This is a genomic window from Halalkalicoccus subterraneus (assembly GCF_003697815.1).
GTDB classification, from domain to species: domain Archaea; phylum Halobacteriota; class Halobacteria; order Halobacteriales; family Halalkalicoccaceae; genus Halalkalicoccus; species Halalkalicoccus subterraneus.
In genome coordinates this window covers 44,732-68,246 of record NZ_RDQG01000024.1, presented here as the reverse complement: position 1 = coordinate 68,246, position 23,515 = coordinate 44,732, and the positions used below count along the sequence as shown (strand labels likewise).

The following is a 23,515-nucleotide window of genomic DNA, read 5'->3' as shown; positions in this document are numbered from 1 at the left end:
CTTCACTGCGGAAGTGTGGGTTGCTGAACGGGCAGTTGCGGTGTCCGTATCAGTACAACGGGTCCTTCGAGGAGGTGGCCGCCACCGAGGGGTACTGACGGTCTCAAACACAACGATACCCTTGAAGGGCCAAAAACGGACGAAGTTTTCGAGATATCGAGAGCGCCACGAGTGGTGTTCGCTCACTCGACAATCGAAGTATCAGCGGCGTCACTGCGATCGCCAACGCGAGTGAATCGGATGGGCTTTAGGTGTGAGATTACCCCTCCAGCGAGCGCTCGTCGGACGTGGTGTGCGAACGATCCGTGGTCGTCCCGTAGACAGGTTACCTCGGATTCAGGATCGTATTTGATCGCAGCACACTCGGCTAGTGCCGGTAAATCCCGCTCACGGATCGTTTGCTTGATGATCTCCGGTCGGTCCCCGACCCGTGATCCGATGTGGGTGCTGAGCTCGGAGAGACCAGCGGGATAGGTACACATCCGGAGATACCGAAGGATGTGCCACCGATACCGATTCGCTTCGACTGGGACATACTCGGTAATCATTCTCGCACGGGGGAGGTCGGGGCGTGACATTCTATATTGCGACATTAGCGTGAAATTATATAATTCTTCTTACTAATATGGTGTGTATTTATAGAAACGAGTAGACGCAGTAGTAGTACATTTGATCCGACACAGATCGTTAGAGATCTCCCGTACGAACCACCAGCACCGGTTTCGGTGATCGATCGATGAGGTCGTCGGTCAGGTCACCGATGAGTCGCTCTCGAAGTTCCGGTTCCGTCTCACTGACGACCACGAGATCGTAGTCCTCGACGATGGAGACGACCGTCGAACTCGTGTCGGTTCCTTCCTCCTGTCGCCAATCGATCCAGTCAGGGAGAACCGCTTTGACGACTCACCCAAGGGGACCTAGCTAGCGATGATAGCCTGGTTTCGAAAGGAGCGAGATCTAGTGATCTACCAACCCTTACAGTTATCTGTAATCCATATATGTATATATACACTCGTAGTTCGTGTGAGACCACGAGGCGTGAGGACAACGAATGACCCGCTACGATGATCTCTTCGACGAAACCGAATCGACCGAAAGCGTCTTTCAGGACAAAGGCGCGCTCGATCCACTTGCCGAACCGGACACCGTCGTCGCGCGGGAAAACGAAGAACGACAGCTCGCAACGATACTCAACGGCGTCAACGAGGGGTATATTCCGCCGACGGTAGCGATCCATGGACCGCCTGGGACGGGAAAGACACTAACGACGCGACGAGTATGTCAGGAGTTCGCATCTCGAAATACGACGCTTGCTGTCGAGTACGTGAACCTGAAAGAGTGTCGAACACTCTTTAGCGCGGCCAACGAGATCCTTCTCGAACTGACCGGGGAACGAAAGAAGTCGTACGAGGGATTGGACGGCGTCTTTGAAGGCATCTGGACCGCACTTGAGAGCTATCCCCAGTATACGGTGTTGATCCTCGATGAGATCGATCAGATTCAACACGACTCAAACTACGATCCCAACGAGTTTCTCTACCGGTTGCTACGCGGTGAGGGGAAACTCAAACGGAGGATTACCCTTTCGGCGTGGCTCATTAGCAACCAGCTCATAGACGTGGACCTCCGTCTCGATAGTCGTATCGAAAGTGCGATGAGCGACGAATCGGTGTTCTTCGGACCATACGGGAAGGAGAAACTTACCGCACTATTGGCTCCACGACTCGAACGAGCATTCAGACCCGGCGCGCTCTCCGACCGGGTCAGCGAATACGGAGTGCAGCAAGCAGCAAACTACTGGGGGGGATGCACGGAAGGCACTTTCGCTGTTCCGTAACGCGGGTGAACTGGCTAACGAACGCGGTCTTGACGAAGTCACCCGAACATGCTTCGATGAGTGTATCGATACGACCGATAAGGAGGCCGTCCTCGAGAAACTAGCTGCACTGCCGAAAAACCACCACGCGGTGTTGCTCTGTATGAGCTACTGGGAGGAGACAGAGACCGACGAGATCAAACAGCCGGTCTCGACGGCGGAGATCCAGCAAGCGTTGCACGAGTCCTCGTTAGCGAACCTCGGGTTGAGCGATCGAGCGGTTCAAAACGTGCTGACCGATCTCGAGACGATGGGACTGATTGAGTCTTGGATCGAGTCGCGTGGTCGAGGCGGGCGAGTCAAGCAACACGAAACGACGTTCGATCCGCGATGGACGGAGGATGCGCTCGATCAACGAGGACCACCGACGACGGACGAGTCATCGTGAATCCGACGGCGGACGGTGTTTCACGAAGGGTAGTAAATTGATCAGGGGCAGTTCATCTCGACAACGAGTACATCGGTGCTGTAGGCAGTGACATTCACTGTCTGACTATCAAAAACCGTCTACTCAATAGGCGGGAACTAAACCGGAATATCTCATCGATTCCAAGTCGTCTTCGGTCGTTTCTAGTGCTAACCCAGTGTCATCCCAGAGTGAAGACACAACCGACTGCCGTCTGTACGGACGCGACTGGTGCGTTTTGCCGTCAGAGCCGGCGTCGTACCGTCGGGCGCCACCAGTACTAACACACCGTTAGCGCACCGTTTGGCCTCGAGCGAGGGCGCGGTCGGGATCCCGTACTCGGCGGGGCTATGGAAGTTCGCAGCAATGGTCCACGTCCGGCGAGCATCGTTCCTCCCTCGTCGTCCTCGTTCGTTCGGTCCATGAGTTAGTCAGGCCGGAGGTCGATACGGTCGTGGATCGGGCCCTCGTGCTGGGTGAGGTGTCGTGGTGTACGATCGTGGGCGACGGCGAGCAGTTCCGAGACGATACTGAACGCGATCTGAAACGGTGCATCGCCACCGAGGTTCAACCCGATGGGCGTATGGATGCGCTCGCGTTCGGCGTCCGTGAACGTTCGACCCTTCTCGGCGAACGCCTCGCGCATCTCCTCGAACCGCTTTCGGGGTCCCATTAGCCCGATGTACGGGACTGGCGTTTCAAGCAGTTGTTCGAGTGCGAACCGGTCGTCGAGGAAGTTATGCGTCATCACGACCGCGTACGTGTCCCGATCCCACTCCCGGAGTTCACCGACCTCGCGTGGTGATGTCGAGACCACGGTGTCGGCCCGCGAGAATCGCTCGGCGTCGGCCTGGCCACCGCGAAACGAGACTACGGTCACGCGAAAATCGACGAGTTTCGATAGCTCGACGACCGGGTCAATGTCGTGACCGGACCCGAACACGACGAGTTCGGGCGGCGGTCTGATTCCCTCGACGTACACCTCGATACTGCCGTCCGCAGAATCGATGGTTAGCGTCTCCGCATCGCCCGAACCGACGAGTTCCCGCGTCGGATCGTCCAGTTCGTCCAGTACAGTTCTTGAAAGCGGTTCCCCGTCGTGGGCGAACCCATCGTCCGGGTGGTAGTAGAGCCGATCGCCGACCGTCGCGTCGGTTTCGCCGTCGACGACGGTCACGACGCCGATCGCCTCACTGGCGTCTCGCGCATCGACGACGGGACGATACGCCGCGTCAAGCGATTCCAGCAGGACGGTGATGACGCCGTTACAGCCGACACCGAGGCCCCAGACGTCGTCATCACCGGTTAGATCCCACGTCTCGACGCGAGGAGTCCCGTCGGCCAACACGTCGGTAGCCAACGCCCGAACTTCGTCCTCCAGACAGCCAGCAGTGATGCTTCCGGCGCCGGTGCCGTCCGGTGACAGCAACATCTTCGCGCCCGGTCTCCGGTACGCGCTGCCCTCGACGGCGATTACCGTCGCCAGGACGGCCGGCGAATCGTCGTCGAGAGCCGCTCGGATTCGGTCGAACACGTCCGTTTCGGGGAGGCTCCAGTCGCTCGTACTCATGAATTATCTATCGGGTTGGTGGTCATTGATCGGTTTCGATAAGTCTCGGGGTACTCCGCGTATCGAAGTCGTAGCCGATGCGTCCGCCCGGTCCCGACCGTTTGAGTTGCCGGGACAGTTCCGCGACATCGCTCGGACCGGCAAAGGCGAACAGGCCGTCGAGATACGGGAGAGCAGCGGCCACCCAGGCAAGCCATACTTCATTGACGGTCGTATCCTCGAGTTTAAACGTCCACCTGGATTTCATGGTGTCTCCTGCTGACGTGTGACAATTTCTATCGTGATACCGTCTGACTTTGAACTATCTATTTTTCAATTTCCCTATTTCGGCCATATTATAACTAAAATAGATCGCCTCCGATCAGTGAGTAACTGCTGGTCGATGGCGCCGTCAAGGTATATGATGGTTGAACATCCTGCCAAGATATGGATGGACGGGAATCTGTCGCTCGCTCGGTCGCGGTCGATCGACTACTCGGACTCTATCCGCTCGCAGAGGACGCTCCAACAGTACGAGCGGAACTCACAGAGATCGCCGGTCGGGTGACTGCCGAGCCGGTGACTGCGCCGATGAACGTCCCGCGATACGACCGGGCGACGATGGACGGATTCGCGTTCGCGACGACCGACGGGTATCCGTTGACGGTGGTCGGCGACGTGTCCCCGGAGGACGAGCCGCCGAGCATCGACCGGGGAGAGGCCGTCGCCGTGGCGACCGGAGCGGCGCTGCCGACACAGGCCGACGTGGTCGTGATGCGTGAGGAGGCGTCCGTCACGGACGGGCAGCTGTCGGGGCCATCACTCCCCGCGGGAACGAACGTCTATCCCGCGGGCGCGACCGCTACCGCCGGCGAGCGACTGTTCGCGGCCGGCCGGCGGTTCGCACCGCGCCACGCGGCGTTGCTCCGGGACGTCGGCATCGAAACCGTGGCCGTGACCCGAACACTCGACGTCGGCGTTCTCGCGACCGGAACCGAGATTCACCGGGGCCGACAGCCCGATCGCGACTCGGAGATGCTGGCGAACCTCGTCCGTCGCTGGGGCCACCGTCCCATCATCGAGGCTCCCGTTCCGGACGACGCGGCCGTCATTCAGGAGGCGATCACGACCGCTGCTTCGACCCATGATATCGTCATGACGACCGGAGGCACCAGCGTCGGCGGGGCCGATCACGTCGTCGACGTTCTGAGGGAGCACGATGTGTCCTTTCGTGGCGTCGAGCTGCGCCCCGGTCGTCCGATGACCGTCGCGACGGTCGACGGAACACCCGTTTGTGCGCTGCCGGGAAAGCCGGTTGCCGCCCACACGGCAGCGACGGTCGTCGTCCGGCCGTTGTTCATCGGGATCAACCGCCTTTCGACGCTGGCAGCCGACCTCACGACACGACTGGCGGTTCCCGACGACGACGTCGAGTTCGCGGTACCGGTAACCCTTGACGGCGGACGGGCGACGCCACTGGGACACGCCGACTCGTCGCTGGCGCTGTACGACGAGCGATTCGCCCCCGGCCGTGTCGCCTCGAGTACGCGGGTCCTGCTCGCCGATGGGATCGTCCTGACCCGCGAGGCACTCGAGGCCGGCGAACGAGTCGCAGTCGTACCCTACGAGGCCCTCGAATGACCGCCGAGGGATCTCGATCCGATGATCCCGAGAAGGGCTCGAAGACGGTTGACGGAGACGATACTGCGGATCCGAGCGTCGTCGGTGTCGTTCTCGCCGGCGGGACGAGTTCCCGGTTCGGCGAGGAAAACAAGTTGCTCGCCGACCTCGATGGCGAACCGCTCGTCCATCACGCGGTCCGGACGCTCCTCCGAGCCGAACTCGCGGCGGTGATCGTCGTCGTCGGGTACGAAGCCGAAGCCGTTCGGACTGCGCTCGCCGATCTGGACGTGCGTGTCGTTCGAAACCCGGGCTACGAGGCGGGACTGTCGACGACCGTCGCCGCGGGTATACGGGCTGTCGGGGATGCTGCTGGTGTCGTCTTTCTGCCCGGCGATATGCCTGCCGTCGACCCGGCGACCGTGAACCGCCTGCTCGATGCCTACCGGGCCGGTCTTGGAACGGCGCTGGCGGCCGCCTACGACGGGCAGCGCGGCAATCCGGTGTTGTTCGACCGGAACCACTTCGACGAGCTTCTGGCTGTAGAGGGCGATGTTGGCGGTCGACCGGTGTTGATGGAGAGCGGCGACAGCGCACTGGTCGACGTAAACGACCCCGGAGCAGTGATCGACATCGATACACTCGAGGACCTACGTCGGCAGTGAGTCTTTTCCATCCCGCTCACTCGCTTCGCTCGTTCATTGAGGATGGGGCCCGTACCACCTGCAGCTCGGATAGCTGTCGGACCGCGGTTGCTCACCCATCCATCATCGTAACAGCGTCATCCACGCCGCTCACAGCGGCTGTTATAAGGCAGGCACAATCACGGTAGCTCAGAACGACAGACCACACCAAATCGGCACTCGGAACGACGGATCAGATGGACAGATATCGGCAGAACTCCGAAATGTGGAGTAATGGTCTCAACCCAGAAAGCAACGCTCGAACGCCGAGTACCACGGCTACGAGGGATGAAACACCGGATTGAAAACGGACCCCCGTCTCACGTACTACATCCGTTATCGCGAGAAGGACATAAAGGGATGATGAGACAGTATTCACACACTGCTTTCCTTTGATCGACGATCTTCGACTTGAAACGTTAGCGTGCCACTAAGATGGATTGCTACTGCCTAAGAGCCGACCGAATATTCTATCGGGCCCGCTACTGAACCGTCTCAAATTAGACTGCTGTTAATTCGTTAGAAGGAGAGTAGAAGGTCCGAGAGGCTCGAATTCGACGTGTATTATATAATTTTTATCTAGAATATGTAGCCAATAAACTTATTATGGAACATGATATAGAGAGTATATGGAGAGACGAAAAGTACTCCTCGGAAGCGGTGCCCTGTTCACAACCCTCCTGGCCGGCTGTGTCGGCGACGAAGACCAGAGTGGGGATGATGAGAACGATACCACCGATTCGGAGCCCGATGACGAGACCAATGGTGATGACGGATCTGATGGTCACGACGATAGCAACGGCAACGACGATGGTGACAAAGACGGAGGGAAGGATGAGGACAAAGAGGATGGCAAAGAGCATGAGGACAAAGAGGATGACGAAGAGCATGAGGACAAAGAAGGCATCCCCGGATTCGATCGAGAGAACTTCGAGATCGATAGTGATGTCATCCACGTGAAGGAGGTCAGCTACCACGACCACCGGCTTAAGATCAAGGTGATGCTGACAACAACGGACCAGAACGAGTTAGCCGAGGAACTCCAAGCGCTTGCGCCCGCGTTCGAAAACGCGATTCGTAATGCTGATGCTGGAGAGTTCTTCTCAAATGTTGAGGAGATAGAGTTTAGACTTTACGATGAGGATAAAAAGTCGCGGATTGCGTTCCTCCTGGATGTCCGATGGCTACAACAGTTCATGGATGACGACATGACGAGCGAGGAGTTCACCAACGAAGTCCTTGACGAGATGGACGGGGTCACCGAGGAGACGGACGAGAACTAGCAGGAAATCGAATCTATGGTGGGTGACCACCGACTTTCCGCCCGCGGTTGAAAGGCGACAGCGTTCGATACCCCCCGTTAAATCGGGACATCTGGCGTAGCGTACCAACGGGCTCATTGAGGAGGCTGTTGCATCTCTGTCTATGCCAGTCAGCCCCGATCCACCGGAGTGGATCGTCAAACAGCCCGGTTTGACCGCACTCGCGCTACTGAGCAGTCTCCTCGGGCTGTTCGTTCTACTGCCGTATTTCCAGTTCGTCCTGTTCGGCGTCGTGCTCGCGTATATCCTGCATCCCATCCAGCAACGCATCGAACGGTACATCAGGCCGACGGTCGCGGCGATCTCCGTCGTCATCGCCACGTTACTGCTCGTCTTGCTCCCGCTGGTCTACGTCGTGACGGTGGCTGTACAACAGTCACTCGGGGTTGTCGATTCGTTCAGAGAAGGGCAGCTCACCGTCGGAATGATCCAGGACGTACTCGAGACCAACGAGTATGCCGTCGATTTCGTCGCCCTCTACGAGGCGAACCAGGAGCGGATCGCGACGACTCTCCAGGACATCACGATCGGGGCAATCAACGTCGTCGGCGGCTTGCCGAGTCTGTTCATCGGGCTAACGGTCACGTTGTTCGTCCTCTTCGCCCTGTTGCGCGATGGAGAGCGGCTCCTCGCGTGGGTCCAATGGGTGTTACCGGTCGACGATGCGGTGCTGGACGAACTCCGTACGGGACTCGATCAGCTCATGTGGGCCTCGGTCGTCGGGAACGTCGCCGTCGCGGCCATTCAGGCGGTGTTGTTGGGTATCGGGTTGCTGGTCGCCGGCGTTCCGGCGGTGGTCTTTCTCACAGTCGCCACCTTCGTGTTGACACTGCTTCCCCTCGTCGGCGCGTTTGGGGTCTGGGTTCCGGCGGCAGCGTACCTCACCGTAATGGGGCGGCCAACCGCCGGTGCGGCGATAGCCGTATACGGACTACTGGTGACCCTCTCGGATACGTACTTCCGGCCTGCCTTGATCGGCCAGACTAGCGCCTACAACTCCACAATCGTCGTCGTCGGTATCTTCGGTGGGCTCGTCGCCTTCGGTGCCGTCGGGCTGTTCATCGGACCCGTCGTCCTCGGCGGTGTGAAACTCACTCTCGATTGCTTTGCTCGGGAGCGTACTGGAGAGACGACCCGAATTCCGCGAGACGAGACGGAAACTGGCGGAGCGGGAAACGGTACTGCACCAGCGATGAGCGATCCAGGCGACACCGACGAGAACTAATGCCCCCACGTACCGGACAACCTGTCATGGGCCACTACGTGTATTTATTACGTATTAGATAGAGTGTGATATATGGACGTTGTTCAAAGTATCACGGAGCTATCGGTAGCAGACGAGACGTGTCCCGACTGTGGCGGCGATCTCGCGGAAGGGGAGTACAAAGACCAGAGTTCAGTGACCTGTACGGAGTGTGGAACTCCGAGAGTCGTCCTGTGGAACCAGTAGAAAGGGGACACTCGAACAACGGATCAATCTAGGTTCGATACAATCGAAACATGAATAACGAGAGTGCGTAACATTTAGTCATGGATTTGACGGACAGCAGGATCCTCATTACTGGCGGCGCTGGGTTTATCGGTTCGCACCTCACTGAACGACTCCTTGCCGAGGGGAACGACGTCGTTGTGGTCGATGATTTCTCGAACAGTCAGCGATCGACGCTGCCCAGTAGTGTCGAACTGATCGAGGGCGATCTGACCGACCGTGACCTCGTAAGCGAGGTAATCGACAGTCGTATCGACGGTGTATTCCACCTCGCAGCGCGCAAATCCGTCAACGACGAGGATCCACGCGAGCAGTTCGAGGCCAACACAGCGATGACCTACAACGTCCTCGAGGCGATGGATGATGCCGGTGTCTCGGAGATCGCGTTTACCTCCTCATCGACCGTCTACGGGGAAGCACCCCGACCGACTCCCGAAGACTACGCTCCTCTCGAACCGATCAGCGTCTATGGAGCGAGCAAGCTCGCCGACGAAAGCCTGCTCTCAACGTACGCCCATACCCACGGAATGACGGTCTGGAACTTCCGGTTCGCCAACATCGTGGGGTCGGGGCTTCGCGGCGCAGTGATCCCGGACTTCATCGAGAAGCTGCAAGCGAATCCCGAGACGCTGACGATCCTCGGCAATGGCCTTCAGGAGAAGTCCTACATGTATATCGAGGACTGTCTCGATGCCATGTTCCACGTCATCGAGCACGCCGACCGGCCGATGAACACGGTCAATCTCGGAACGCGGACGACGACGTCGGTCAACCGGATCGCCGATATCGTCAGCGACGAGCTCGGACTCGATCCCGACTACGAGTACACGGGCGGCGAGCGCGGCTGGACCGGTGACGTGCCGAAGATGCGTCTCTCGATCGAGAAGCTCACCGGGATGGGCTGGGACGGTGAACTGGAGAGCGACAACGCGGTACGACGGACGGCCAGCGAGCTCATCGCGGAAATGGTTCGATAGCGAGGGGAATGCCGTCGTAAAGGCACGTCTTCGGATGGAGAACAGAAGGAGAGATACGACGACCGATCGAAAGACGACTCGACGTCGGCGAAACCGGGCCCTTACTCCTCGCTCTCGTAGGGCTCGCCGACCGCCGACGGGACCCGCGTCGAGCCCCAAATCGTCAGCACGATGATCACGGCCAGATACGGGAAGAGGTTGACGAGCCGGTTTGGCAGCTCGATGCCGACGGTCTGAAACTGGATCTGTAGCATGTCCAAGCCCCCGAACAGCAGCGCCGCGGCCGCCGCGCCGAGCGGGTTGTAGTTGCCGAACAGATAGGCCACGATGCCGATCCATCCCCGCCCGTTGACCATCGTATCGCCGGTGCCCGTGAACGACCCCGCGTGTGCCAGCAACACAGCACCGCCCAACCCCGCCATTGCGCCGGAGAAGATCACTGCCGCGTACCGGACCCGAGTGACGTTGATGCCCGCCGTATCCAGCGCTTCCGGGTTCTCACCGGCCGCCTGCAGCCAGTAGCCATAGCGGGTCCGATAGAGGACGATCCAGGCCGCCACGGCCAGAATCCCAGTGAGCCACACCAGCGGCGAGGTATCGAAGAGGATCGATCCCAGCACCGGGATTTCCGAGAGGACAGGGATCGTGACGGTGTCGATGCCCTCGAGGCCCGGACTGTTCCGGCTCCCCCAGAGGCGGACGGCCATGAAAGGACCGAACCCGAGGCCGATGAACCAGACCGCCAAGCCCGCGACGATCTGATCGGCCTTGTAACGGATCAGCAACACGGCGAACAGCACGGTGTACAAGAGGGTGAGCAGAACCGACGCGAGCATGGCCAACCAGAGGTCACCCTGCGTGGGCGAGCCCCCACTCAGGAGCCACATGATCGCCGCCGTGTTGACCGCGCCGAAGATCATGAACCCCTCGAGTCCGATGTTGAACACGCCGCTTTTCTCGGCGTACAGTCCACCGATGGCCGCAAGCGCGATCGGTGTGGCCGCCTGTAGCGATCGACTGACGAACCCGACCGTGAAGAGGTCCGCAAGCGGTAGGTCCGCCCAGATCGTGACCACCACGGCCAGCACGATCAGGGCAATGGCGCTCCCGATCCGGACGCGGTTGCGGGCAGCGCTTTCGCGGACGTTCATCGCGAGTCACCTCCCAGGCTGGTCCGTTGGGCCGCCATGCGGAACAGCTCCGGGACAGCAACGAACAGAACGACGAGCCCGCTGATCCCGTCGATCAGCTGAACAGGGACATCGCTACTGATGCCGATGTACGATCCGGCGGACTCGAGGCCGCCGAACAAGAGCCCCGCCGGTATCACGCCGAGGGGGTTGTTCGCCGCCAGCAGGCTGACGGCGATAGCGTCGAACCCGTACGTCCCGATCCCGCTTGGATCGCTGTAGTAGCCCTGGATCATGATTGCGAAGACCGCACCGGCGACGCCGGCGATCATCCCGGAGAACGTCATGGTCGCGACGATCGTCCGCTTGGCATCGACCCCCGAGTACGTCGCCGCGGACTCCTGGTGTCCGCTGGTCACCATGTCGTAGCCGAATCCGGTTCGGGTCAGTACGACGGCGACGACCGCGACGACAGCGAGTGCAACACCGAGCCCGATCACCGAGAAATCGGGGTTGTCGTAGACGATCTGTGGGAGCGAGACGGACTCGGGGAGCCGTTCGGTATTGGGTGCCCGGTTTCCCTCGCCCCGAAGCGGCCCTTCGACGAGCCAGCCGACGACCCCGACGGCGATGAAGTTCAGCATGATCGTGGTGATGATCTCGTTCGCGCCGCCGTAGGCCTTCAAGACGCCGGGAATTGCCGCGTAGGCGCCGCCGGCGACCACTGCGGCGAGCGTGCCCACCAGCATGAGTGCAACGCCACCGATTGGGCCAGCCGGGACGAAGGGGGCGAGCCAGAGGATCGAGAGGACGGTCGCGAACCCGCCGACGACGAACTGGCCCTGCACGCCAATGTTGAACACACCGGCACGAAACGCGATCGCCACGGAGACGCCGGTCAAGACGAACAACGTCGTGAACTTCAGCGTCCGGGCGGTGGCGTTTCCATCGCCAAACGAGCCCTCGATCAGCTGGCGGAGGAACTGTACCGGGTCGTAGCCGGACGCGGCCACGACGACCAGCCCGATCAACAGCGCCAGTGCCGTCGCCGCCATCGCGATGGCGAATCGTTGGAGGACCGTCGCATCCAGCATCCTGGCGGCGGCTCGGTCGAGAATCGCACGGCCGCGCGGCGAGTCCGAGCCGCTCACGTCCGCACCCCGCCATCCCCCTCCGGGGCGTTTTCGGTCGATCCTTCCACGTCACGACCGTGACCGGCCATCAGCAGACCGAGTTCCTCGTCAGTGACGGCCTCGGGATCGACCGTATCGATGAACTCACCCTCGTACATTACCGCGATGCGATCGGAGAGCGTCCGGATCTCCTCGAGTTTCGAGGAGACCAGCACGATCCCCAGCCCCGCATCCCGCAGCTCCAGCAGCCGGTTGTGGATGAACTCGATCGACCCGATGTCGACGCCGCGAGTCGGATGGGACGCGACCATGACCACGGGATCGTGTTCGATCTCCCGACCGACGATGAACTTCTGCTGGTTGCCCCCCGAAAGCGATGCCGCCTGTGTATCGGGGTTCGGCGGCTGCACGTCGTACTCCGCGATGATGGCTTCGGCGTGCTCACGGACGGCCGGCCAGTCGATGAATCCGCGGCTGATGTAGGGCTCGACGGTCTGATTACCGAGCAGCGCGTTCCGGACCAGATCGTAGTCCTGTACCAGTCCCTCGGTCTGGCGATCCTCCGGGACGTAGGCGATACCGGCCTCGATGCGGCGTCGACGACTCATCTCGGTGATCTCTCGGTCGTCGAACCGCACGGTGCCCGACTCGACGGGCCGGATCCCGGTGAGTGCCTCGACCAGTTCGGTCTGGCCGTTACCCTGAACGCCCGCGATGCCGAGGATCTCGCCCTTTCGAACGGTACAGTCGATGCCACGGACCTGCTCGAGGCCGTGATCGCCCTGCACCCGCAGCTCGTCGACCTCGAGAACGGGGTCGCCGGGCGTCGTCTCCCGTGGTCGACGATCGAACAGCACCTCCCGACCGACCATCATCCGGGCCAGTTCCTGCTCGGAGGTTTCGGCCGCGTTCACGGTGTCGACGGCCGTGCCGTCCCGAAGGACGGTGATATGATCGGCCGCTGTGAGCGCCTCGTCCAGTTTATGCGTGATGAAGACCAGCGAGCGTCCGGTCGCCGTGAGTTCGTCCATCACGTCGAGCAGTCGGTCGACCTCCTGGGGCGTGAGGACGGCCGTCGGTTCGTCGAGGATGAGGACGTCGGCACCACGATAGAGGCTTTTCACGATCTCGACGCGTTGGCGGGCACCGAGGTCGAGATCTCGAATCGGCGTGTCGAGATGGCGGTCGACGTCGAACTCGTAGCGCGAGCAGATGGCTTCGACGTCCTCCCTGGCGGTCGCCTCGTCGACCAATCCGTTCGCAGTCGGTTCGTGGCCGAGGATGACGTTCTGCAGAACGGTCATCGGTTCCACGAGCTGGAAGTGCTGGTGGATCATGCCGATCCCCGCGTCCATGGCGTCCCGCGGGGAGTCGAACGTCCGGGGGTCGCCGTCGACGACGATCGTTCCCGCATCCTGATCGTAGAGCCCATAGAGGACGCTCATCAGCGTCGTCTTGCCCGATCCGTTCTCGCCGAGCAGAGCGTGGACGGTTCCCTGCTCTAGGGTGAAATCGACCGCGTCGTTCGCGACGACATCGCCGAAACGTTTGGTGATTCCGTCGAGCCGGACTGCCGGCGTGTATGCGTTATCTGTGCTCATGATACCGATGTGAATGCGGACAGGCGGACATATATTCGAGGGAAGTGACGATTAGTTGCAACCGGAGGCGCTACAGGGAACGGTGATATCGCCGTTCGTGATGCCCTGTTTGGCTTCATCAAGGTTCTGCTGAACCGCATCGGGGAGCTGGCCCTCGAACGCCTGACCGATGACGCAGTCGACAGCCTCGTCTTCTAATCCCAGCGTGTTGTCGCCGGTCACGCTCTCGAAGTTCCCCTCGGCGATCGCGACCGCGACCTCGCGGGTCCCTTCGTTGATGTACTTGACCGCCGAGCCGAGGATGACGTCCTGGAAATCGGGCAGCGTCTGGGACTGATCGGAATCGACGCCGATGGCGAGGCGGCCGTTCTCCTGGGCGGCCTCGAAGACGCCTCGGCCCGCGGCCGCGGCGGCGTGATAGACGATGTCCGCCCCGGCACCGTACTGGGAGCTGGCGATGTCTGCGGCCGTGTCCGTGTCGGTGTAGTCGCCGATGTAGCCGACGTTGACCTCGACGTCCTGGTTGACCCACTCGGCGCCGGCGACGTAGGACTGCTCGAAGGCGTTGATGAGCGATTCGTCGACGCCGCCGACGAAGCCGATCTGGGCGGTGGCGGGATCGTTGGAAATACCCCCTTGCGAGAGTTCCTCGGTCGTCATTGTCCCGGCCAGAACGCCCGCCAGATACGACATCTCGTGGTTGGCCCACGTGTAGCCGGCCACGTTCGGTTCTTCGACGTGGTCGTTGATGAGCATCCAGTTCTGGTCGGGGTAGTCGGCGGCGTTCTGGGTCAGCGCCTCGGTGTGGTTGTACGAGACCAGCACGATGAGGTCGTACTCGCCGCTACTCGCGAGTTCGGACTGTGTCGACTGGTACTGGGCCTGTTCGGTCTCCTCGACCTCGTTGATCTCGATGTCGTACTCCTCCGCGGCGGTCTGGAGGCCTTCGAGCGCGAGGTCGTTGAACGCGTTGTCGTCGAACCCAGCGGGGCTCGAGACGATCGCGACGTTCGTCGTCCCGCCTCCGGACCCACCACCACCGCTATCATTACCGTTACCTGATTCATCGCCACCGAGACAGCCGGCGAGACTCGTCGCACTGATGATGGCCGCCCCGGATGCGAGGACGGACCGTCGATCGATGTTCGTCGTCTCACGCCCTGTCCTCGAATCCGTGGAATCATTGTATGAATCTCCCATGTGAGTAGTTCTCTTGATACAGAGATATTCTACATATTTAACCATTTCGTATAGAGTAGTTCGTTACGTTACATGAATATGGCACTGTAACGGTGGTCCCCACCCGTCTCGGCCCTCGGGAGATGGACCGGCAGCATCGACTAGACGACCGCAGTTTGTGATGGAACAGAACGTTCGATCGAGGATTGAAAGCGCCTCTAGTCGATGGGTTACTCGAGTTCGATGCGCTCGAACCGTCCCTCGCCGGTTCGCTTGTGCCCGTCCACGAGGGCGGCGGAAAGCAATGCCCGTTCTGCCTTCCGGAGGTGTTCCTGTAGGGTAGCACGGCTGATCCCCAACTCCTCGGCGAGCGCTTCGTTCGTGATCGCCCGTGGCCAGTCGTAGTACCCACGCGTGAGCGCTTCGATGGCGACGTCGCGCTGTCGGTCGGTCAGCGGCGAATCGATGTCCGCCCTGAACTCCTCGAGTTTTCCGAGCGTGACCGTCCCGAACGTACCCAGATCGTCGAGGATGTTCTTGAGATCCTCGCGACGGAACGCGAGGACGTTGTATTCTCGTTGTCGGCCTGAAACGGTGTTCGAGCGCCGGAGCGTACCGTGATTCTGATAGATGGCCGAGTACGCTCCACAGGACGGTTTGGTGACGAGCAGGTTCTCGTCGTCGAGGCGCTTGACGTGTTCGACGTGATCGGCGGCTTCGAGCACCGGCTGAAACGCGTCGGTATGGCGACCCGAACGGAGAACGAACGTCACGAGCCCGTTCTGTATCTCTTCGATCTCGATCGGGACGGGACTGTCGACGTCCGTAGTGAGTCGTCGAAGGATACAGTCCCGGTGTTGTGTGAAGTGAACCGTCGCAATAAACATCCTGACGGTTCATGATAACGTGACCCGTGGTGAAAAGCGTAGTTGCTGGGTTAGTCACTGATAGCCAACGACGAAGCGGTGTGATATAAACAGCCAACAGCTGTTGGGGAAATCCTTACTCGCGATCACGGTATCCTCTGTAGTGTACGATAACACATGACATATAACCTCGGCGTCGACGTCGGCGGGACGTTCACCGACGTGATCGTCTTCGACGAGACGACGCACGAACTCACGATCGATAAAGTCCTTTCGACGCCATCGGATCCCTCCGAAGGGGTGCTTCGGGGCGTCGAGGAGGCGACCGAAAAGGCCGGAACGTCGGTCGGCGAACTCGAGCTCCTGTTTCACGGCACGACGGTCGTGACGAACATGCTTCTGGAGGAGACGGGATCGCGGGTCGGTCTCATCACGACGGCCGGGCACGAGGACATACTGCACTTGGCACGGGCGTGGACGCCCGGTCCGCTGTACGGCTGGATGGACATGGAAAAACCGGCACCCCTCGCCGATCTGGTGGACACATGGGGGATCACCGGGTCGATCAGCTCTCCGGCGGGCGAGGTGACCGAGCCGCTCGACGAGGACGCAGTGCGAGAAGCGGTCGCGGAACTGGACGCTGCCGGCGTCGAGTCGGTGACCGTCGCGCTGTTGAACTCCTATCTCAATCCCGCCCACGAAGAGCGCGTCCGGGAGATCGTCGCCGAGAAGGCGCCCGGGCTGCCGGTGTCCATCTCCTCCGACATCGTCCCGGAATACGGCGAGTACGAACGGACGCTCACGACCGTCATCAACGACTACGCTCGTCCGACGGTCATCGAGTACCTCGACGGACTCGACGAATCGCTCGCGGCGGCCGGATCGACGGCCACGATGAACGTCGTCCGTTCCGATGGCGGGCTGATGAGTTCCGAGGCTGCGAAGGGGCGACCGGTCGAACTCGCCCTTTCGGGGCCGAGTGGCGGCGTCGTCGGGGCGGCGACCATCGCGTCGGAGAAAGGCGTTCCCGACGTCCTGACGCTCGACATGGGGGGCACCTCGACCGACGTGTCGCTCGTCGAGGACGGGACGCCCGAGACCGCGCGCCAGACGAAGGTCGGGTATCGGGAGTTCAAATCGAGATCCGTCGACGTCAATACCGTGGGTGCCGGCGGCGGCTCGATCGCTCGTGTACAGTTGAGCGGATCGCTGCAGGTCGGTCCGGAGAGTGCCGGCGCGGATCCCGGACCGGCGTGTTACGGACAGGGTGGCGAGGAGCCGACCGTCACGGACGCCAACGTCGTTCTCGGTCGGATCCCACCGACGGTCCAACTCGGCGGGCGGATGGAGTTGGATAGGGAGGCCGCTCGCGATGCCGTGGCAACCATCGCCGACGAGCGTGGTACCACGATCGAGGAGGCCGCACAGGCGATCCTCGACATCGTCAACGAGAACATGCATAGCGCGCTTCGCGTCGTCTCCGTCGAGCGCGGCTACGATCCCCGCGAGTTCGGGCTGGTCGCCTTCGGCGGCGCCGGTCCGATGCACGCCAACGCGCTCGCAGACGTGATGGGGACCTATCCCCTTCTCATCCCGCCGGGTCCAGGGGTCATGTCCGCCTTCGGCTTTCTCACCTCGGACGTTCGAAACGAGTTCTCGGAGACGTATCTGGAGACCGAAGACGACATCGACGGTGCGGACGTCGCCGAGAAACTGCGCGACCTCGAGACAGAGGCCGGCGAGTGGCTCGTCTCCGAGGGCGTCGACGAGGCCGATCACGCGTTCGACTACTTCGCCGACTGTCGGTACTTCCGGCAGGACATCCAGATGTCGATCCCGATCACGATCGAGAACCTCCGCGACGAGGCCGGACTCGCGGAGATCAAGGACGATTTCGAGGCACGCCACGATCGCCAGTTCGGGTTCTCGCTCGATGCGCCCCTGGAGATCGCCACTCTTCGCGTCATCGGGAACGGGACACTACAGGGGGTTACGATCGAGGAACAGCCACGTACCGACGCCGATCCGACCGGTGCCGAACTCGACTCCCACGAGGTGTATTTCAACGGCGAATACTACGACACGTCGGTCTACGACCGCGCCCAGTTGCGGCCGGGCAACGAGATCGACGGGCCGGCGATCGTTACGGACGACGACTCGACGGTCGTCGTCCAACCCGACCACGTCGCGACCATCGACCGCTATGGCAACATCGAGATCAACCGAGGTGACCGACAGTGAGTGAATCCCCTGACTTCGTCGGTGAACACGACGTCGACCAGACCACGCTCGACATCATCGAGAGTACACTCTCGAACACCCGTTACGAGATGGACCGCGTGGTCGAGACGACGGCGATCAGTCCCGTCATCCGCGAACAATCCGACCAGTTCCCACTCATCGCCGACGCGAAAGGTAGGATGGTCATGGGTCAGTTCGGCTCGGCGATCGACACCATCCTCGCGAACTCGGCGTTCGAGCGCGAGGACCTCGCCGACGGCGACGTGATCGCGACCAACGACCCGTACATGTGCGCCGGCGCGGTCTCGCACACGCCGGACATGCTCCTGTTGCGTCCGGTCTTCTACGAGGGGGACCTCGTGGGCTTTTCCAGCCAGTGGGGCAATCTGATGGACGTCGGCGGAAAGACGCCCGGTAGCATGCCCGTTCAGGCGAGTACGATCTTCGAGGAGGGGATGCGTCTGCCCCCGGTCAAACTCTACAAGGGCGGCGAGATCGACAGCGAACTGCTTGAATCGTTCGCGCACAACACTCGCCTACCCGAACACGCCGAAGCCGACATCAAGGCATTGGCGGCGGGGACGAAAGCCGCAGAAACCCGCATCCACGAGCTCTGTGATCGCTTCGGCAAGGAGACGTACGTCGAGGCCTGCGACGCCATCCTCGATCGCACCCGCGACGGGATGATCGACCTCATCCACGAGTTCGTCCCCGAGGGCGAACGTTACACCTTCGAGGACTACGTCGACGACGACGGGATGGGTAACGGCCCGATCAAGCTCCACCTCGAGATCTACCGGGAGGGTGAGACCGTCTACCTCGACTGGACGGGCACCGACGAGCAGGTCCCGGGGACGGTGAACTTCCTCTTGAACGAGAAGATGTTCAAGATGTTTACCGGGGTCTTCCTCATCATGGCGTTCGACCCCCTGCTCACGTTCAACGACGGCTACTACGACCTCTTCGAGGTGACGCTGCCTGAAGGGAGCGTCGTGCAGCCGGAGTTCCCGGCGGCGCTCGGCAACCGTCTACCGATGATGGCCCGGCAGTTCGACGTCCTGCAGGCGACGTTCTCGAAGCTCATCGACGGCTTCTCTGTCGCGGGGAGTTACGGCACGTCGCCAAACCTCGTCTATGCGGGCACGGACTCGGAGGGCAACGACTTCCAGATGCTCGAGATCCTCTACGGCGGGATCCCCGCACGGCCGGGCGGTGACGGGCTCGACGGCCATTCGTGGTGGCCGATGTTCCGGACCGTGCCCGCCGAATACCAGGAGGCGTACTACCCGCTGAGCATCGACGAGTACAGCACCCGGAGCGACACCGGCGGGGCCGGCCAGTTCCGAGGTGGCCACGGCATCACGAAGGTCTACACGTTCGAGGAGGACGGGGCGATCACCTTCCAGGACGATCGGGCCCACACCTACCCGTGGGGCGTCGACGGCGGTAGCCATGCCCAAACAAGCGAGAAGACACTGATCCGAACCGACGGGACTGAAGAGGAGTTACCGTCGAAGGTCGAAAACGTCGCCGTCGAGGCGGGCGATACACTCGTCTTCAGTACCGCCGGCGGCGGCGGGCTCGGCGATCCGCTCGAACGTGATCCCGATGTCGTCGCTCGAGAGGTTCGGCGCGGGCTCGTCTCCGAATCAGCCGCCGAGGCAGAGTACGGGGTCGTCCTCGACGAGGGCAGCGTCGACGACGTAGCCACCGAGGATCGACGCGAGGAGCTCCACAGGACGCGCGACGAGCCCGAAGCGTTCGATTACGGCCCACTACCGGACGACGAGACCCTCGAAGCACGCATCGCCGCCGAACGCCGGGAGTTCGACGATCGACACAACTGAGCCGTCGCCGATCACAATTTATGGACTCACCACACGACTTCGACATCGACTACGATCCGGCGGACTTCGGCGCGAGCGTCGGCCTCGGCGAGCGACCGGCACTGCTCGTCATCGACCTGATCAACGCCTTCACGGATCCGACCACTCGCCTCGGTTCGGACGTGAGTGACGTCCTCGAACGGACCGAACAGTTGCTCGCGGCCTTTCGCGATCGGGACCTCCCGCGCTATTTCACGACCGTCGCGTTCGAGGACTCGTACGGCGATGCCGGGCGGTTCATCGAGAAGGTGCCCGCCCTGAAGGAACTGCGCCTCGGCACCGAGGCGGTCGACGTCGACGAGCGAATCGCACCCACAGATGGCGAACGAGTGATCCTGAAGAAGTACGCCAGCGCTTTCTTCGGGACCGACCTCCAGACGGAGTTAACGACGGATCGTGTGGACACGCTCGTCCTTGCCGGCGTCACAACCAGCGGCTGCGTCCGTGCAACCGCCGTTGACAGCCTCCAGCACGGCTATCGAACCATCGTTCCCGCCGACGCGGTCGGCGACCGTGCCGAGGGACCGCATCGAGCCAACCTCTTTGACATCAACGCGAAGTACGGTGACGTCGTTACGACCGACGACGTCCTCTCGCACCTTTCAGACAATGTATAACGACCCCGACTCTAACGACGGCCGAGTCGAATCGACACCGACCACCCGCCGCGTGACGTGGGGACGGCCATGACCACCACTGGTGGAGCGCTCCGAGAACGCCTCGCGAGCGACGAGATCCTCGCCTGTCCCGGCGTTCATGACCCCCTGACGGCCGCCGTCGCCGACAGCGTCGGCTTCGACGCCATCTACATGACCGGCTACGGCACGTCGCTCTCGAAGATCGGCTATCCGGATGCCGGGTTCATCACGATGCCGGAGATGATCGACAACGCGACGAACATCCAGGAACGCATCGACGTGCCGCTGATCGCCGACGCCGACAACGGCTACGGCAACGCGACGAACGTCGTCCGGACGGTCCGCGAGTACATCAAGGCCGGCGTCGGCGCGATCCACATCGAGGACCAGACGTTCCCGAAACGCTGCGGGCACACGAAGGGACGGCAGGTCATTCCACGAGAAGAAGCGGTCGGGAAGATCGAAGCCGCGGCCGCCGTGCGCGATGAGCGGGCCCCCGAATTCGTGCTGATCGCGCGCACCGATGCGCGCGGGACCGGCGACGGCTCGCTCGAGGCGGCGATCGGCCGTGCCAACGACTTCCTCGCCGCCGGCGCCGACGTCGCGTTCGTCGAGGGTCCCACCGACGAGCGGGAACTCGAACGTGTCGGCCGAGAGGTCGACGGCCCGATCGTCTACAACTTCGTCGGCGATATGGGTTCCTCACCGTACGTCGAGCTGTCGGCGCTCGAGGAGTGGGGCTTCGATCTGGTGGTGTTCCCAATCGCCTCGACGCTATCGACGATCGCGAACGTCCACGCCGACCTCTCGACGTTTGCCGACGATCCCGTCGCGGCGATGCGGGACATCGACGACGAATTCAACGACCGACCGGTCGGTAGCCTCCACGAGTTTTCGGGATTCCCCGAGGTCGTCGAGTGGGAGCGCCAGTTCCTGCCCGAGAAGGAACAGGACAAGTACGAGGGGTCTCTCGGCGACGACCTCGATTCCGAGTGAGGACACACGAAGAGTTCGGGCTGCGGTCGGCCGTGAGCTCAACGCGCCGGTGGTCTCCCGAGATGGAGGTTTCGCTCAAGAGGCGACGAACGGGTCGTCGCGGTTGAAGAGAACTGACTCGAAGACAGTGACAGTACATTCGAATAACCGTCTTGGAGTCGCTCGGCACGCTTCACCGACACATATCCATGCCAGCAGCGATCTCTTCTCACGCAACCGTTATGATCTCGAATCGCCATAGAGGAACCCATGGATTCTCGATTCAGACTCTTCATTGCAGGTCTCGTCGCCGCCCTTACGGCGTTCATCTTCACCGTCGTTGCCTTCACCGGCATCCTCGATCTCATCGAAACGGCCGTCTTCACCGGTGTCTTCCTCGTCGTGATGCTGGGCTTCGAGCGGTTCATGCTGTGGGCGGAAACACTCGAAAGCGCCGAATCGCCCACTGGAACGTCCCGATAAGAAAACTATTTCTACCGACTACGATGCTCTCGTCGAATCAAGCGGCGCCTGTCGTCGCCGCCCCCTCACCCGTCCCGAGCGACCACGACAGCACGAATCGTATCGATCCCGGGCCGACCCTGGCGCCACCAGACGGCGACGGCGACGAGTGCGAGCACGAGTTCGAACGTCAGCATCGGCGTCGGCTCCAGCGAGAGGAACTGTCCGATGATCGTTCGTCCCTGCTCGTCGTATGGTGGAGGGGGCAGTAACGGCCAAACGAGGGACGTGGTGTAGGCGAACTCGCCACGAAGGGCGGCTGGCAGGACATCAACGATGGCGTGTGAGAGGGCGCCGACCGCGAGTGCGATCGCCCACTCGGTGTCCCGATTCCGGACGACGACGGCCGCGATGAGCACCAGCGGGACGAGAAGGAGCAGGGAGTGCCCGAGCGAGCGCCCCGAGGGCAACACGAGCAGCGTCCACGCCAGCGGCTTGTCGATCAGGTCGGGAAGCTGCGTCCCGAACAACAACAGCAATGTGGCTGGTCCGTCCGGCGGACGGTCGTATCGAAGCCGCGTATACGCCGCATAGAGCAGGTACCCGGTCGCGGCATGTCCCCAGGGCCACATCGTCCCCGAGTTCCTCGGCTAGCTCCATGTATTCACTGATACCGATTGTGACCGGCACGGAAACCCGATCCCGATAATGGGTTGTGGAAACAGGACAAGCCGCTATGAACCGAATCGAGGCGTGAATCGGTCGATCTAGTTCCGATATGGATCGTCCTTTTTGTCCCGAGTATCCGAGGAGATCTCGTCCAACTCGCTGAGATCCGTCGTACACCAGTGGCAGAATTCAAGGTCCGTATCGAGCTCCTTGCCACAGTGAGGACAGTGTGTGAGCTGTCCATCCGAAGTGACGGCCAGTCGAGCGACCGCATTATGCACATGTGCGAGGAGATACGCATCGGCGGCGCTGAGACCACCCACTAATAGAATTGGCGCGATCGCTATCGGATCGACGGCGGTCCCGTTTGCGAGCGTCTCGACAACCGCAGAGTCGACGAAAAGGACAGTGACAGCAAATAGAACGCCGACCCAAGCAAATCCACGACGCCACCGACGAAGGTAGATATGCCCAACCCCCGTCGCAAGTGCTCCGAGCAGTGCAGCGAGCCACGGCCGCTTTTGGGAAACCGATTGGCTCATACTGAAACTAACCAGTTAGTTAGTAATAAGACTTCTTCTGCCTAAAGGCGTACTATAGATCGTACTCAGGGAGTTGGTATGTCTGATTGATTAGTTAGTTGAGTGGGTTGGTTGCTATCGCGGTGGAGACGTTGACCGAAATATCGAGGATCTACAGAAAATACAGTGAGAGTGCCTCGGGGTCAAGCCCCGAGGGTGAATCGCGGAAGTACGATTCAAACATGCTCTGTGCGGTTGATGTATCGTTCCACAGTCCGCTCGCTCATTTCTC

21 protein-coding genes are annotated in these 23,515 nt (G+C 61.3%); 12 read left to right on the top strand and 9 right to left on the bottom strand.

Translation table 11 applies throughout. The features are described 5' to 3' along the window. Nucleotides 1-687: 687 nt before the first annotated feature. Entirely contained in the window at nucleotides 688-825 is a 138-nt protein-coding gene (locus tag EAO80_RS19575) for a universal stress protein (protein WP_281273014.1), read from the bottom strand. A gap of 226 nt (nucleotides 826-1,051) precedes the next feature. On the opposite strand from EAO80_RS19575, the gene EAO80_RS20275 reads away from it, so the two are divergent. Together EAO80_RS20275 and EAO80_RS20270 are read left to right on the top strand one after the other, a co-directional pair. Continuing rightward, a complete protein-coding gene (locus EAO80_RS20275) occupies nucleotides 1,052-1,837 on the top strand; it encodes a Cdc6/Cdc18 family protein (RefSeq protein ID WP_245998506.1) in 786 nt (261 codons plus the stop codon). Next, the gene (locus EAO80_RS20270) at nucleotides 1,827-2,264 is read left to right on the top strand and encodes a Cdc6/Cdc18 family protein (RefSeq protein WP_394343430.1); all 438 of its coding nucleotides are present in this window, start codon (nucleotides 1,827-1,829) and stop codon (nucleotides 2,262-2,264) included. Before EAO80_RS20275 ends, EAO80_RS20270 begins: the two co-directional genes overlap by 11 nt. Before the next feature lie 445 nt (nucleotides 2,265-2,709). Here EAO80_RS20270 and EAO80_RS07050 read toward each other — a convergent pair whose 3' ends face one another. Further along, a complete protein-coding gene (locus EAO80_RS07050; protein ID WP_122089217.1) occupies nucleotides 2,710-3,852 on the bottom strand; it encodes an XdhC family protein in 1,143 nt (380 codons plus the stop codon). A gap of 426 nt (nucleotides 3,853-4,278) precedes the next feature. Here EAO80_RS07050 and EAO80_RS07040 point away from each other — a divergent pair, with 426 nt between their 5' ends. The 5 genes from EAO80_RS07040 (at nucleotide 4,279) to EAO80_RS07015 (ending at nucleotide 9,922) form a co-directional block, all read left to right on the top strand. After that, a complete protein-coding gene (locus tag EAO80_RS07040; protein ID WP_122089216.1) occupies nucleotides 4,279-5,472 on the top strand; it encodes a molybdopterin molybdotransferase MoeA in 1,194 nt (397 codons plus the stop codon). Beyond that, complete coding sequence (locus EAO80_RS07035) at nucleotides 5,469-6,116, top strand: nucleotidyltransferase family protein (RefSeq protein ID WP_122089215.1); 648 nt, start codon at nucleotides 5,469-5,471, stop codon at nucleotides 6,114-6,116. Before EAO80_RS07040 ends, EAO80_RS07035 begins: the two co-directional genes overlap by 4 nt. A gap of 647 nt (nucleotides 6,117-6,763) precedes the next feature. Continuing rightward, nucleotides 6,764-7,417 (top strand): hypothetical protein, encoded by a 654-nt coding sequence (locus EAO80_RS19570; protein WP_162993912.1) that lies wholly within the window; start codon nucleotides 6,764-6,766, stop codon nucleotides 7,415-7,417. A gap of 142 nt (nucleotides 7,418-7,559) precedes the next feature. Continuing rightward, on the top strand, nucleotides 7,560-8,681 hold the full coding sequence (locus EAO80_RS07020; protein WP_122089212.1) for an AI-2E family transporter: 1,122 nt from the start codon (nucleotides 7,560-7,562) through the stop codon (nucleotides 8,679-8,681). Nucleotides 8,682-8,986: 305 nt separating this feature from the next. Continuing rightward, nucleotides 8,987-9,922, top strand: a complete 936-nt coding sequence (locus tag EAO80_RS07015; RefSeq protein ID WP_122089211.1) for an SDR family NAD(P)-dependent oxidoreductase — start codon at nucleotides 8,987-8,989, stop codon at nucleotides 9,920-9,922. 101 nt (nucleotides 9,923-10,023) lie between these two features. Here the strand turns inward: EAO80_RS07015 and EAO80_RS07010 are convergent, their stop codons facing one another. The 5 genes from EAO80_RS07010 to EAO80_RS06990 form a co-directional block, all read right to left on the bottom strand. Further along, the gene (locus EAO80_RS07010) at nucleotides 10,024-11,073 is read right to left on the bottom strand and encodes an ABC transporter permease (RefSeq protein WP_122089210.1); all 1,050 of its coding nucleotides are present in this window, start codon (nucleotides 11,071-11,073) and stop codon (nucleotides 10,024-10,026) included. Continuing rightward, complete coding sequence (locus EAO80_RS07005; protein ID WP_122089226.1) at nucleotides 11,070-12,146, bottom strand: ABC transporter permease; 1,077 nt, start codon at nucleotides 12,144-12,146, stop codon at nucleotides 11,070-11,072. The genes EAO80_RS07010 and EAO80_RS07005 overlap by 4 nt, the downstream gene beginning before the upstream one ends. 53 nt (nucleotides 12,147-12,199) lie before the next feature. Continuing rightward, nucleotides 12,200-13,786 (bottom strand): ABC transporter ATP-binding protein, encoded by a 1,587-nt coding sequence (locus EAO80_RS07000; protein WP_122089209.1) that lies wholly within the window; start codon nucleotides 13,784-13,786, stop codon nucleotides 12,200-12,202. Nucleotides 13,787-13,837: 51 nt separating this feature from the next. After that, nucleotides 13,838-14,986 carry a BMP family lipoprotein gene (locus EAO80_RS06995; protein ID WP_122089208.1) on the bottom strand — a complete coding sequence of 383 codons (1,149 nt, stop codon included), beginning with the start codon at nucleotides 14,984-14,986 and terminating at the stop codon, nucleotides 13,838-13,840. 209 nt (nucleotides 14,987-15,195) lie between these two features. Beyond that, the gene (locus EAO80_RS06990; protein ID WP_122089207.1) at nucleotides 15,196-15,852 is read right to left on the bottom strand and encodes a helix-turn-helix domain-containing protein; all 657 of its coding nucleotides are present in this window, start codon (nucleotides 15,850-15,852) and stop codon (nucleotides 15,196-15,198) included. A gap of 156 nt (nucleotides 15,853-16,008) precedes the next feature. Between EAO80_RS06990 and EAO80_RS06985 the strand changes: the two genes are divergently transcribed. The 5 genes from EAO80_RS06985 to EAO80_RS06965 all read left to right on the top strand — a co-directional run bounded on the left by EAO80_RS06985 (nucleotide 16,009) and on the right by EAO80_RS06965 (nucleotide 22,054). Next, a complete protein-coding gene (locus tag EAO80_RS06985; protein WP_122089206.1) occupies nucleotides 16,009-18,072 on the top strand; it encodes a hydantoinase/oxoprolinase family protein in 2,064 nt (687 codons plus the stop codon). Continuing rightward, nucleotides 18,069-19,919, top strand: coding sequence for a hydantoinase B/oxoprolinase family protein (locus EAO80_RS06980; RefSeq protein WP_122089205.1), 1,851 nt, complete (start codon nucleotides 18,069-18,071; stop codon nucleotides 19,917-19,919). Before EAO80_RS06985 ends, EAO80_RS06980 begins: the two co-directional genes overlap by 4 nt. A 20-nt stretch (nucleotides 19,920-19,939) precedes the next feature. Further along, a complete protein-coding gene (locus EAO80_RS06975; RefSeq protein WP_122089204.1) occupies nucleotides 19,940-20,575 on the top strand; it encodes an isochorismatase family protein in 636 nt (211 codons plus the stop codon). A gap of 69 nt (nucleotides 20,576-20,644) precedes the next feature. Beyond that, nucleotides 20,645-21,592, top strand: a complete 948-nt coding sequence (locus tag EAO80_RS06970) for an isocitrate lyase/PEP mutase family protein (protein WP_122089203.1) — start codon at nucleotides 20,645-20,647, stop codon at nucleotides 21,590-21,592. A 249-nt stretch (nucleotides 21,593-21,841) separates the two neighbouring features. Beyond that, entirely contained in the window at nucleotides 21,842-22,054 is a 213-nt protein-coding gene (locus tag EAO80_RS06965) for a hypothetical protein (protein WP_122089202.1), read from the top strand. A gap of 65 nt (nucleotides 22,055-22,119) precedes the next feature. On the opposite strand, the gene EAO80_RS06960 is transcribed toward EAO80_RS06965, so the two are convergent. Then, complete coding sequence (locus EAO80_RS06960; protein ID WP_122089201.1) at nucleotides 22,120-22,665, bottom strand: metal-dependent hydrolase; 546 nt, start codon at nucleotides 22,663-22,665, stop codon at nucleotides 22,120-22,122. 135 nt (nucleotides 22,666-22,800) lie between these two features. Continuing rightward, nucleotides 22,801-23,244 (bottom strand): zinc ribbon domain-containing protein, encoded by a 444-nt coding sequence (locus EAO80_RS06955; protein WP_122089200.1) that lies wholly within the window; start codon nucleotides 23,242-23,244, stop codon nucleotides 22,801-22,803. Between the last annotated feature and the right edge of the window lie 271 nt (nucleotides 23,245-23,515).

Bases quoted from the DNA above. Each gene is read 5' to 3' on its own strand.
- EAO80_RS20275 (WP_245998506.1), top strand. From the start codon at position 1,052: ATGACCCGCTACGATGATCTCTTCGACGAAACCGAATCGACCGAAAGC.
- EAO80_RS07050 (WP_122089217.1), bottom strand. From the start codon at position 3,852: ATGAGTACGAGCGACTGGAGCCTCCCCGAAACGGACGTGTTCGACCGA.
- EAO80_RS07040 (WP_122089216.1), top strand. From the start codon at position 4,279: ATGGATGGACGGGAATCTGTCGCTCGCTCGGTCGCGGTCGATCGACTA.
- EAO80_RS07035 (WP_122089215.1), top strand. From the start codon at position 5,469: ATGACCGCCGAGGGATCTCGATCCGATGATCCCGAGAAGGGCTCGAAG.
- EAO80_RS19570 (WP_162993912.1), top strand. From the start codon at position 6,764: ATGGAGAGACGAAAAGTACTCCTCGGAAGCGGTGCCCTGTTCACAACC.
- EAO80_RS07020 (WP_122089212.1), top strand. From the start codon at position 7,560: ATGCCAGTCAGCCCCGATCCACCGGAGTGGATCGTCAAACAGCCCGGT.
- EAO80_RS07015 (WP_122089211.1), top strand. From the start codon at position 8,987: ATGGATTTGACGGACAGCAGGATCCTCATTACTGGCGGCGCTGGGTTT.
- EAO80_RS07010 (WP_122089210.1), bottom strand. From the start codon at position 11,073: ATGAACGTCCGCGAAAGCGCTGCCCGCAACCGCGTCCGGATCGGGAGC.
- EAO80_RS07005 (WP_122089226.1), bottom strand. From the start codon at position 12,146: ATGCTGGATGCGACGGTCCTCCAACGATTCGCCATCGCGATGGCGGCG.
- EAO80_RS07000 (WP_122089209.1), bottom strand. From the start codon at position 13,786: ATGAGCACAGATAACGCATACACGCCGGCAGTCCGGCTCGACGGAATC.
- EAO80_RS06995 (WP_122089208.1), bottom strand. From the start codon at position 14,986: ATGGGAGATTCATACAATGATTCCACGGATTCGAGGACAGGGCGTGAG.
- EAO80_RS06990 (WP_122089207.1), bottom strand. From the start codon at position 15,852: ATGTTTATTGCGACGGTTCACTTCACACAACACCGGGACTGTATCCTT.
- EAO80_RS06985 (WP_122089206.1), top strand. From the start codon at position 16,009: ATGACATATAACCTCGGCGTCGACGTCGGCGGGACGTTCACCGACGTG.
- EAO80_RS06975 (WP_122089204.1), top strand. From the start codon at position 19,940: ATGGACTCACCACACGACTTCGACATCGACTACGATCCGGCGGACTTC.
- EAO80_RS06970 (WP_122089203.1), top strand. From the start codon at position 20,645: ATGACCACCACTGGTGGAGCGCTCCGAGAACGCCTCGCGAGCGACGAG.
- EAO80_RS06965 (WP_122089202.1), top strand. From the start codon at position 21,842: ATGGATTCTCGATTCAGACTCTTCATTGCAGGTCTCGTCGCCGCCCTT.
- EAO80_RS06960 (WP_122089201.1), bottom strand. From the start codon at position 22,665: ATGTGGCCCTGGGGACATGCCGCGACCGGGTACCTGCTCTATGCGGCG.
- EAO80_RS06955 (WP_122089200.1), bottom strand. From the start codon at position 23,244: ATGAGCCAATCGGTTTCCCAAAAGCGGCCGTGGCTCGCTGCACTGCTC.